The sequence below is a fragment of the Allobosea sp. P4_C6 genome, from assembly GCF_056402015.1.
The window spans coordinates 1-897 of the sequence record NZ_JBFUIF010000290.1 but is presented as its reverse complement, the minus strand read 5'-3'; the positions used below and the strand labels follow the sequence as shown (position 1 = coordinate 897).

Genomic DNA, 897 nt, shown 5'->3' with positions numbered 1-897 from the left:
GATCAGGTGGGGGCGTCGGTAGCGCTCGGGACGCCCGACCAGCGCACAATGATCTATGTCGAGGAATGTCGCGGATCCAGTCCGCTGCGGCTCGGCATCGAAATCGGCTCGCACATCAAGATGGCGACCTCCTCCATGGGACGCGCCTATCTCGCCGGCCTGGACGAGCCGATGCGCGTCCGCATCGTCGACCAGTTGTGCGCGCACGAAGCCGATCCCGACGCGATTCGGTCAGGCATCGCAATTGCGGTCGCAGAATTCGCCGAGAAGGGTTTCGTTCGCTCCATCGGGGAGTGGAAACAAGAGGTCAACTCCGTCGGCGTCCCGATACTTCTGCACGGGTCGCGGCCGTTTGCGCTCAACTGCGGGGGATCATCGCTCTCACTCAAGACCGAAGACCTGAACGAGATCGGGATGCGCCTGGTGAATGTCGCCAGGCGGATCGCCAGGTCCCTCGGCGCGGAGTGACCGCCGCGCGCTGCGCCCGATCGCTCAGACAGCTCGCCGGATCTGCCAGCGATCGCCGATCTGCTCGACCAGAGCTTCCGAGTGCAGCTTGTCGAGATGGGCGAGGACATTCCGTTCGGCCGCCCGGCGCAGCCACAGGTCGGTTTTTGAGTAAAGTCGATCCATCAGGTCCCACGCAGTCGTGGGTCCATCCCCAAGGGCGGCGAAGATTTCCTCCTCACGCTGAATTCTCCGCTTGAGCAAATCGGCGACATAGGGCTGCGGGTTCGGCAAGGCCGGGCCATGCCCAGGGAGGTACAGCCGATCTTCACGCGACAGCATCACGCGAAGGCTGTTGCAATAGGCGGCCATATTGCCGTCCGGCGGCGAGACGATGCTGCTCGACCACGACATGACGTGATCGGCGCTGAAGACGACTCCGTCCGGTCT

Annotated in this window: 1 protein-coding gene and 1 pseudogene; one reads left to right on the top strand and one right to left on the bottom strand. The window is 63.7% G+C overall.

Annotation, left to right across the window (positions count from 1 at the left end; translation table 11 throughout):
- On the top strand, positions 1-468 hold a 468-nt coding region (locus AC1DVA_RS28740; protein ID WP_476808180.1), incomplete at its 5' end, for an IclR family transcriptional regulator domain-containing protein.
- Between the two features lie 24 nt (positions 469-492).
- Here the strand turns inward: AC1DVA_RS28740 and AC1DVA_RS28735 are convergent.
- A pseudogene (locus tag AC1DVA_RS28735) lies at positions 493-897 on the bottom strand (MBL fold metallo-hydrolase); the annotation flags it as partial.